The organism is Sulfurihydrogenibium sp. (genome assembly GCF_027448985.1).
GTDB lineage: Bacteria > Aquificota > Aquificia > Aquificales > Hydrogenothermaceae > Sulfurihydrogenibium.
On sequence record NZ_DAIDMN010000062.1, the window covers coordinates 1 to 8466 of the forward strand.

The 8466-nt window shown below is 32.1% G+C and carries 9 protein-coding genes and 1 pseudogene; 7 read left to right on the top strand and 3 right to left on the bottom strand.

Features of this window, described 5'->3' with window-relative positions; translation table 11 throughout:
* Positions 1–45 precede the first annotated feature (45 nt).
* The 3 genes and pseudogenes from NE054_RS05960 to NE054_RS05970 all read left to right on the top strand — a co-directional run.
* Positions 46–504: pseudogene (locus NE054_RS05960) on the top strand (type I glyceraldehyde-3-phosphate dehydrogenase); the annotation flags it as partial.
* Positions 494–1432: a hypothetical protein gene (locus tag NE054_RS05965; protein ID WP_297889791.1), complete on the top strand. Its 939-nt coding sequence runs from the start codon at positions 494–496 to the stop codon at positions 1430–1432. The pseudogene NE054_RS05960 and the gene NE054_RS05965, both read left to right, overlap by 11 nt.
* Before the next feature lie 9 nt (positions 1433–1441).
* The gene (locus tag NE054_RS05970) at positions 1442–2032 is read left to right on the top strand and encodes an aminodeoxychorismate/anthranilate synthase component II (RefSeq protein WP_297889792.1); all 591 of its coding nucleotides are present in this window, start codon (positions 1442–1444) and stop codon (positions 2030–2032) included.
* On the opposite strand, the gene NE054_RS05975 is transcribed toward NE054_RS05970, so the two are convergent.
* Genes NE054_RS05975 through alr form a run of 3 tightly spaced genes read right to left on the bottom strand, consistent with a single transcriptional unit; the run spans position 2015 to position 4629 of the window.
* Positions 2015–2200, bottom strand: coding sequence for a 4-oxalocrotonate tautomerase family protein (locus NE054_RS05975; protein ID WP_297889795.1), 186 nt, complete (start codon positions 2198–2200; stop codon positions 2015–2017). The two genes, NE054_RS05970 and NE054_RS05975, sit on opposite strands and share 18 nt — an antisense overlap.
* Position 2201: 1 nt before the next feature.
* Positions 2202–3557, bottom strand: coding sequence for a sigma-54 dependent transcriptional regulator (locus NE054_RS05980; protein WP_297889799.1), 1356 nt, complete (start codon positions 3555–3557; stop codon positions 2202–2204).
* 1 nt (position 3558) lies between these two features.
* A complete protein-coding gene (alr, locus tag NE054_RS05985; protein ID WP_297889801.1) occupies positions 3559–4629 on the bottom strand; it encodes an alanine racemase in 1071 nt (356 codons plus the stop codon).
* Between the two features lie 53 nt (positions 4630–4682).
* Here alr and NE054_RS05990 point away from each other — a divergent pair, with 53 nt between their 5' ends.
* From NE054_RS05990 to secA, 4 genes are all read left to right on the top strand, one after another.
* Positions 4683–5765 carry a PilZ domain-containing protein gene (locus NE054_RS05990; RefSeq protein WP_297889803.1) on the top strand — a complete coding sequence of 361 codons (1083 nt, stop codon included), beginning with the start codon at positions 4683–4685 and terminating at the stop codon, positions 5763–5765.
* Positions 5766–5819: 54 nt separating this feature from the next.
* Positions 5820–6251 (top strand): TraR/DksA family transcriptional regulator, encoded by a 432-nt coding sequence (locus tag NE054_RS05995; RefSeq protein ID WP_297889806.1) that lies wholly within the window; start codon positions 5820–5822, stop codon positions 6249–6251.
* Positions 6251–6745, top strand: coding sequence for a signal peptidase II (lspA, locus tag NE054_RS06000; RefSeq protein ID WP_297889808.1), 495 nt, complete (start codon positions 6251–6253; stop codon positions 6743–6745). The genes NE054_RS05995 and lspA overlap by 1 nt, the downstream gene beginning before the upstream one ends.
* A gap of 21 nt (positions 6746–6766) precedes the next feature.
* On the top strand, positions 6767–8466 hold a 1700-nt coding region (gene secA / locus NE054_RS06005; RefSeq protein ID WP_297889811.1), incomplete at its 3' end, for a preprotein translocase subunit SecA.

Sequence of the window (8466 nt, forward strand, 5' to 3'; positions counted from 1 at the left end):
ACTATCGGGTCTTCACAGTAGGCTCCTTTTTTCACTTACAGATACAAACTTATAGATATAAGAAACCTTCCACACAAAGACCTTAGAAGAGCAAGAGCCGCAGCAGTAAATATCGTTCCTACAACAACAGGAGCCGCAAAGGCGTTAGGAGAAGTCATTCCAGAAGTGAAAGGAAAGTTAGACGGAACTGCAAGAAGGGTTCCAGTTGCAGATGGTTCACTTATCGATTTAACAGTTGTAGTAGAAAAAGAAACATCTGTAGAAGAAGTTAACGCAGCTATGAAAAAATATGCAGAAGGAGAGATGAAAGGAATTTTAGCCTACTGTGAAGACCCGATAGTATCTTCCGACATCGTAGGTAATCCGGCTTCTTCAATATTTGATTCACTCTTAACACAGGTAATAGATGGAAATCTTGTTCACGTAGCATCTTGGTACGACAACGAATACGGCTACTCAACAAGATTGAAAGACTTGGTTTTATTTATAAAGAATGCCGGATAAGATAAAAGTTGACATACTTTTAAAAAACATACTCAAAAACAGCCCCACAAAACTGGTGGGGCTTCTTCTTGGTAAAGAAATAAAGTGGGAAGTACTACAAGACACAAATTTAAGTTCAGTAAAAAGAAGAGAAGCTGATTTCGTCGTAAGATTAGAAACTGGTGGAATTTTACACCTTGAAATCCAAAGTACAAACGACTTAATTATGCCAGATAGAATGTTTGAATATTACTATCTTATAAAAGATAAGTACAATACATCTGATATAACTCAGGTTTGCTTATACGTTGGAAATGAACCATTAAGAATGAAAGAAGAAATAAAGGCTCCTTTTTTCACTTACAGATACAAACTTATAGATATAAGAAACCTTCCATGTAAAGAACTAATCACAAGTGAAAATTTAGCAGATAAACTCATAGCCGGATTATGTAATATAGAGAATCCGGATTTTTATCTACAAGAGATAATAAAAACAATAAAAAGTAAACCTCATAAAGAACAAAAAGAACTTTTTACAGTACTGTTTGAAATAGCAAAAATAAGAAATATAATATTTGATAAGCTGGAAGAAAGAATGAAAAAGGAGGAAAATATGCCAATAACAATAGAAATAAGTTTAGAAGACTTAGAAAGGTTTCCACCTTTCAGTGAATCAATAAAAAAAGCAAAAGAAAAAATAATTCAAGAAAGCATACAACAAGGGCTACAACAAGGGCTACAACAAGGATTACAACAAGGATTACAACAAGGGCTTATATTAGATGCTCAAGAATCTATTATAGAAATATTAGAATCAAAGTTTGGAAACGTTCCGGATGACATAAAAGAAAAAATCAAAGATTTACAGGACTTAGAAAAGTTAAAACAGTTAAGAAAAGTTGCCATTTTAACAACATCGATGGAAGATTTCACCAATAAAATCTGAGGTTAAGAAATGATTTTGATGATAGATAACTACGACTCCTTTACTTACAACATAGTTCAGTACTTTTACGAATTAGGAGAAGAGGTATTAGTAAAAAGAAACGATGAGATTACATTACAAGACATTGAAAATATGGATAGTATTGATGCCATCGTAATATCCCCCGGACCATGTACTCCAAATGAAGCCGGAATCTCTGTTGATGTTATAAAAAAATTTAAAGGAATATATCCTATTTTAGGAGTTTGTCTTGGTCATCAGTCCATAGGTCAGGCTTTTGGAGCTAAAATTGTAAAGGCAAAATGTTTAATGCATGGTAAAACATCAAAAATATACCACAATGAAAAAGGACTTTTTGAAGGTGTACCAAATCCGTTTAATGCAGTAAGATACCACTCTCTTGTTATAGATGAATCAACTCTTCCCCCGGATATAGAGATAACAGCCCGTTCAGATGATGGTGAGATTATGGCAATAGAACATAAAAAGTATCCTATATGGGGCGTTCAGTTTCATCCTGAATCAATACTTACCCAATCCGGTATGAAAATATTAGAAAACTTTTTAAAGTTGGCGGAAAGTTCAAAGGTCGGTAAGTAATTTTCCACCTTTTCCCCAATTTTCTCTATCTACTTCATCAATTACAACGTAGGTTGATTGAGGCGGTTTATTTGCTACTTCTTCTAAAAGTTTCGTTATTCCTTCAACTATTTTTTCTTTCTGTTCTTTTGTTAGTTTTCCTGCTACCTTAACATTGACATAAGGCATTTTACTCCTCCAAGTTGTACTGTTTAATTTTTCTATACAAAGATGATAAATCAATATCTAAAACTTTTGCAACTTCTTTAAGGTTGTTATTAAATACTTTCAATGCTTTCTTTATCATCTGTTTTTCTAACTCTTCTTTTGCTTCCTTTAAAGGTCTTATCGTTATAGGTATAAATTCCTCTTTTTCTACTTTTATACTAGCAAACATGTGAGGTGGCAAATCTTTATTGTAAATAACCGATTCACTGTTTAGTATTACAAGTCTTTCCATCAAATTTTTAAGTTCCCTAACATTTCCAGGCCAGCTATAATTTAAAAATGTACTTTTAACTTCTTCAGATAAAATTGGAGGTTCCACTTTATTTTCAATTGAGTACTTTTTCAAAAAGTAGTCCGCTAAAAGTAAGATATCATCTTCTCTCTCTCTTAATGGAGGTACATAAAGCGGTATAACGGATAGTCTAAACGCAAGGTCTTGTCTGAATGTTCCTTTTTCAACCTCTTTTTGTATATCTTTGTTAGTGGCAGATATTACTCTCAAATCTACCTTTATTTTTATATTGCTACCAAGTCTTGAAAATTCTTTTTCTTCTAAAACTCTCAAAAGTTTTGCTTGAGAGGATAAACTCATATCAGCAACTTCATCTAAAAACAGTGTTCCTTTATCTGCAAGTTCAAGTTTTCCTATTTTTCTCGTAAATGCATTTGTAAATGCTCCTTTTTCGTATCCAAAAAACTCTGACTCAAAAAGCTCATCCGGAATGGATGCACAGTTGATATCAACAAATGGATAATCTTTTCTGTTTGATTGATAATGAATAGACTTTGCCACAAGTTCTTTCCCTGTGCCGTTTTCTCCTAAAATCATAACCCAAGCGTTTGTTTTAGCCACTTTTTCAATCTGCTTCTTTAATTCCTCTATTTTAGGACTGTTTCCTATTATCTCTATCTGACTTTCTTCTTTTTCTTTAAAGTATTCGAGACTTTGTTTTATTTTTATTTCTCTTTCTACTTTTTCAATCGTTGCTAATATTGTTTCTGTTGATAAAGGCTTTTCTAAAAAATCAAAAGCTCCTTCCTTTATTGCTTTTACAGCGATAGGAATATTTGCATGTCCGGATATCATCACAACATTGGTGTCAGGAGAGTTTTGTTTTATGAAAGGTATAAGGTCTAACCCTTCTCCATCACTTAACCATACATCTAAAAAAGCAACATCATAAGCGTTTTTTTTAATCAAATCTTTTGCAGAAGTTATACTTCTGGTTGTATCCACATGGTATCCTTCATCTGAGAGTATATCTCTCATTAAATCTTGAATGTTTTTTTCATCATCAACAACAAGTATATTCAACATATTACTTAACCTCTTTTCTAACAACTCTTTTTGATATACCACACATTATTTCATAAGATATTGTGTTAGACAGATTTGCAATATCTGTAAATGTTATCTGTTTATCTTTACTTTTCCCTACTATAACAACATCATCTCCAACTTTCACATCTTTTAAATGAGATACATCAACAACGACCATATCCATTGTGATATTCCCTAAAATACTGCATTTTTCCCCATCAATCAACACGCAACCTTTGTTTGATAAAAGTCTTGGAAGTCCATCAGCATATCCAAAAGAAACAACAGCAACTTTCATATCCGTAAGAGCTTGAAATGTTCCATTGTAAGATATTCTATCTCCCTTTTTAACTTTTTTTACAGAAATAACTTTCGATAGTATACTCATCACAGGATTTAAATGTATTGGATAATCAGATGTAGGCTTCTCTCCGTAAAGGGCTAATCCTATTCTTACAACATTGCAAAACGGACAGTCGTAAACAACACCTGCTGAATTTTGAATATGTATATAATTAGGTTTTAAATTTAATAAATTTAAAATTTTCATAAACTCCTTAATCTGATTTTTGGTGTATTCTTTATCTGTATCTGCAGACGGAAAATGAGATAAAACCCCCTCAATAGCCAAACCACTTAACTTTTCTCTTAATTTACCAATATCAGAAAAATAAAAACCCAGTCTTCTCATTCCCGTATCAAATTTTAGATGAACAGTTTTTGATTTTAACTTTTTTGATAACTCTAAATGGTAAAAATCAGATATTACTGGAGTTAGATTAAACTCATTAAAAATATCAACCTCTTCTTTAAGAATTCCACCTAATACTAAGATAAGTTTTCTAATTCCGGATTTTCTTAGTAGATATCCTTCGTAGGCAGTTGCGACACAAAAACCTTCAATACTACTTAAAGGTTCTAAATGATTTGAAACAATTTCAGCATCATGACCATAAGCATCAGCTTTAACCACCGCAAAAATTTTTTTCTTGGTGTAATTAAAAATACTTTCTACATTTTCTTTTAAATTTTCAACATTTATATAGGCAACGCTTCTGATAAATTCCAATCTTTAAAAACCCTTTATCTATAGATTTTTTTTCGTAAAATATGATATCATAATTGAAAAAATCGGGATTAATGATGGATAATAGAAACTTAGCAGTTGAAGGATATCAGAGGGCGGTAGAAAGGTTAAGTAGCACTGACATAAACGCTATCATATTTTTGCTTATTTTTCTAATCATATTTATTCTATTCGCCATACTTATGGGTAATTTAAGTAAAAAATTAAAAGCCAAAAAACATTATGAAGACTTCTTAAAATACGCAAAAGAAAAAAATTTGAACGATAAACAAATTGAGATTTTATGGAACTACTCTAAAGATATGGGTAGAGACCCTTTTTTGTCCATTGAGTTTAAATCTCCATTTGAAAAAGTAATAACCCATTACATAAAAGAGAATCCGGATTTTGATGAAAACCTAATAAAAGATATGAGGGAAAAGTTAGGTTTTGATTATGTGCCTTACTTTGTTCCATTAACATCTACGAAAGATATAGAGTTATTCCAAGGTGGTACCTTAAAAACATCAGATGGTAGAAACTACAGCATAAGCTTATATGATAAAGATGAGCTGTACATGTACTGGATAGTAACAGATAAAAGTATTCCAAATCTAAGCATAGGGGATACAGTTAAGATTTCTTTTATAAGAAAATCGGATGCTGCCTACAATCTGGAAGGACCAGTTGAAGAAATAATAAACGAAAACGGGAAATTTATCATTAAAATACCACACACATTTGAACTTATCAGAATACAGAGAAGAGAATACCCAAGAGTTGAAGTTGACCTTGAAGCTTTAGTAGGAAAAATAATAAAGGAAGATAACCAAGATATTTTAGCGTGGGTAGAAGCAAAAATAATGGATATAAGTCCAGCTGGAGCAAAAATTTGTTTAAATCCAGAAGATAAGGATAAACTAAAAATTCGTATAGGAGATAAAATAATCCTGTCTTTTACCCTTTTAGATAAAGATATTCAAGAAGAAGCAGAAGTTGTAAATATAAATGAGAAACAAAAAATAATATGTTATGGAGTTAAATTTATAGACATAAAAGAATCACAGCAAAAACATATTTTTGAGTTTGTAAGGAAAGAACAAAAAAGGTTAATTGAAATGTATAAAAAACAATCTTGACAAAAATTTATTTTAGTATATCATTTTTGCTTATTTTTGTTGGAGGTTTTTAAAATGGACTTAGAAAAAATCAGAGAAAAACTCCTAGAAAAAAGACAGCAGATTTTAAAATCCTTAGAAGAATCAGCAAAAGCTGATATAAACGAAAAAACTGGTGTTGGAGACGATGCTGATACAGTAACGGACGAGCTAAGTAGAGAAACTCATTACAGACTTACACAGGCGGATAGAGAAACTTTATACCTTATAGATTTAGCGTTAAGAAAGATAGATAGTGGAACCTACGGAATATGTGAAGAGTGTGGAGCTATAATAGGGGAAAAAAGATTGGAAGCAATACCATGGGTTAGATTGTGTATAGATTGTAGCCAAAATGAAGAAATAGTAAGACATTTTCAACAAAGAAACGAAGAGGAAATGCTCTACAACATAATACCTCCTACCCTTGGAGAAGAAGAAGATACGAAGAACTATCAGGCTGAATAATGGATAAAAAAAGTACTCTTTTTTGGGGAATATTTTTTGTCGTTATTTTTCTTGATTTGTTAACAAAAGAAATAGCTGAAAGAATTTTATCTAATAAAACGATAAATGTAATTCCAAACCTATTTGACCTTACCTTAGTATGGAACAAAGGTGCTGCATTTGGAATTTTAGCAGAATCTCCAGATTATATAAGAAAACTGATTTTAATAGGTTCTTCAATAGTTGCAGCTGTTGTAGTGATTATTTACTTTTTAAAATCAAAAAAGAAGTTATCCAATTTAGAAATATTATCTTTAGCGTTAATAGGTGGTGGGTCCTTAGGAAACCTTTACGATAGATTATTTTTAGGACAAGTGAGGGATTTTTTAGATTTCTACATAAAAGACCATCACTGGCCTGCCTTTAACATAGCAGATGCATCTATCACAATCGGAATTGGTTTGTTTATATTCTATGAACTCTACTATAAAAAAAAGAGTATAATAAATCAATAAGTTGATTTTTAGGAGGATTCCTTGATAGGATACATCGTAAAAAAAATTTTTGGAACAAAAAATGAAAGAGAGATAAAAAAATTAAGGGAAATAGTTGATAAAATAAATAAATTAGAACCTCAGTTAGACCCCTTATCAAACAAAGAAATCAGAGAAGAAAGTCTAAAATTGATAGAAAAAGTTAGAAATAATGAGCATATATCTACAGCAATAACCGAAGGTGAAATAATCGAAGAACTACCTTTGGCGTTTGCTTTGGCAAGAGAAGCTGCAAAAAGAACACTTGGACTTAGACCTTTTGATGTACAACTTATAGGTGCTTTAGCCTTACACAAAGGTATGATTGCTGAGATGAAAACCGGAGAAGGTAAAACTCTTGTTGCAGCAATAGCTATATATCTTAACGCATTAACAGGAAAAGGTGTTCATCTTGTTACTGTAAACGATTATCTTGCAAAAAGAGACGCAATTACAATGGGAAGTATTTATAAATTTTTAGGTTTGTCGGTAGGAGTAATAAATACAAACCATGTTTCTTACATTATTCAATGGGCTGATGAAGAAAAGTTTAAAAGAGCATTAGATTTAGATAAAAGAGTATGGGAAAAAGGATACTTTGGTGAACTTTTACCACCGGAAAAGTACGATATAGAAGCAAAAAAAGACTTTTTCACGGTAGCTGTGGAGAGTGATAGAAGGTCAGCATACGAAGCAGACATAACCTATGGTACAAACAACGAGTTTGGTTTTGATTACCTAAGAGACAACATGGTCTTTTCAAAGGACCAGATGGTTCAAGTAAAAGGTCATCACTATGCTATAATAGACGAGGTTGATTCTATTTTAATAGATGAAGCAAGAACTCCTCTTATAATATCCGGACCATCCGGGGAAGACGTATCAATCTATTACATGACAGATTCTTTTGTAAAAACACTAACAAAAGAAGAAGACTACATTGTAGATGAAAAAAATAAAACAGCAGTGTTGACAGAAAAAGGTGTAGAAAAAGCAGAAAAGTACTTTAACATAGATAACCTTTACGACCCAAGAAATATTGACCTACTTCATGCAATTAATCAATCTTTAAGAGCGAACACTCTGTATCACAGAGATGTTGATTACGTTGTAAAAGATGGAGAAGTCGTAATAGTTGATGAGTTTACAGGAAGACTCATGCCCGGAAGAAGATGGTCAGATGGTCTTCATCAAGCTATAGAAGCAAAAGAAGGAGTAAAGATTCAAGCAGAAAATCAGACTTTAGCTTCCATAACATTCCAAAACTACTTTAGAATGTATAAAAAACTTGCAGGTATGACAGGAACTGCCGAAACAGAAGCCTTGGAGTTCAAAGAGATATACAACCTTGACGTTTTAGTTATACCAACAAACAAACCCGTTAAAAGGATAGATTATCCGGATTTAGTTTACAAAACTAAAAAAGAAAAGTTTAATCAAGTTGTAGAAGAGGTAGAAAGACTTCATAAAGAAGGAAGACCTGTTTTAGTAGGAACGGTTTCTGTGGAAACCTCAGAGTATCTTTCCGGATTACTCAAGAAAAAAGGAATACATCATAACGTTTTAAATGCTAAAAATCATGAAAGAGAAGCGGAAATAATCGCCCAAGCCGGTAGAGTCGGAGCTGTTACAATATCCACAAACATGGCAGGTAGAGGAACAGACATACTACTTGGAGGAAACCCAGAATTTTTAGCATTTAA

Excerpts from the sequence above, each read along its gene's own strand:
- NE054_RS05975 (WP_297889795.1), bottom strand. The coding sequence starts at position 2,200 with ATGCCTTATGTCAATGTTAAGGTAGCAGGAAAACTAACAAAAGAACAG.
- NE054_RS05995 (WP_297889806.1), top strand. The coding sequence starts at position 5,820 with ATGGACTTAGAAAAAATCAGAGAAAAACTCCTAGAAAAAAGACAGCAG.
- lspA (WP_297889808.1), top strand. The coding sequence starts at position 6,251 with ATGGATAAAAAAAGTACTCTTTTTTGGGGAATATTTTTTGTCGTTATT.
- NE054_RS05970 (WP_297889792.1), top strand. The coding sequence starts at position 1,442 with ATGATTTTGATGATAGATAACTACGACTCCTTTACTTACAACATAGTT.
- NE054_RS05965 (WP_297889791.1), top strand. The coding sequence starts at position 494 with ATGCCGGATAAGATAAAAGTTGACATACTTTTAAAAAACATACTCAAA.
- NE054_RS05980 (WP_297889799.1), bottom strand. The coding sequence starts at position 3,557 with ATGTTGAATATACTTGTTGTTGATGATGAAAAAAACATTCAAGATTTA.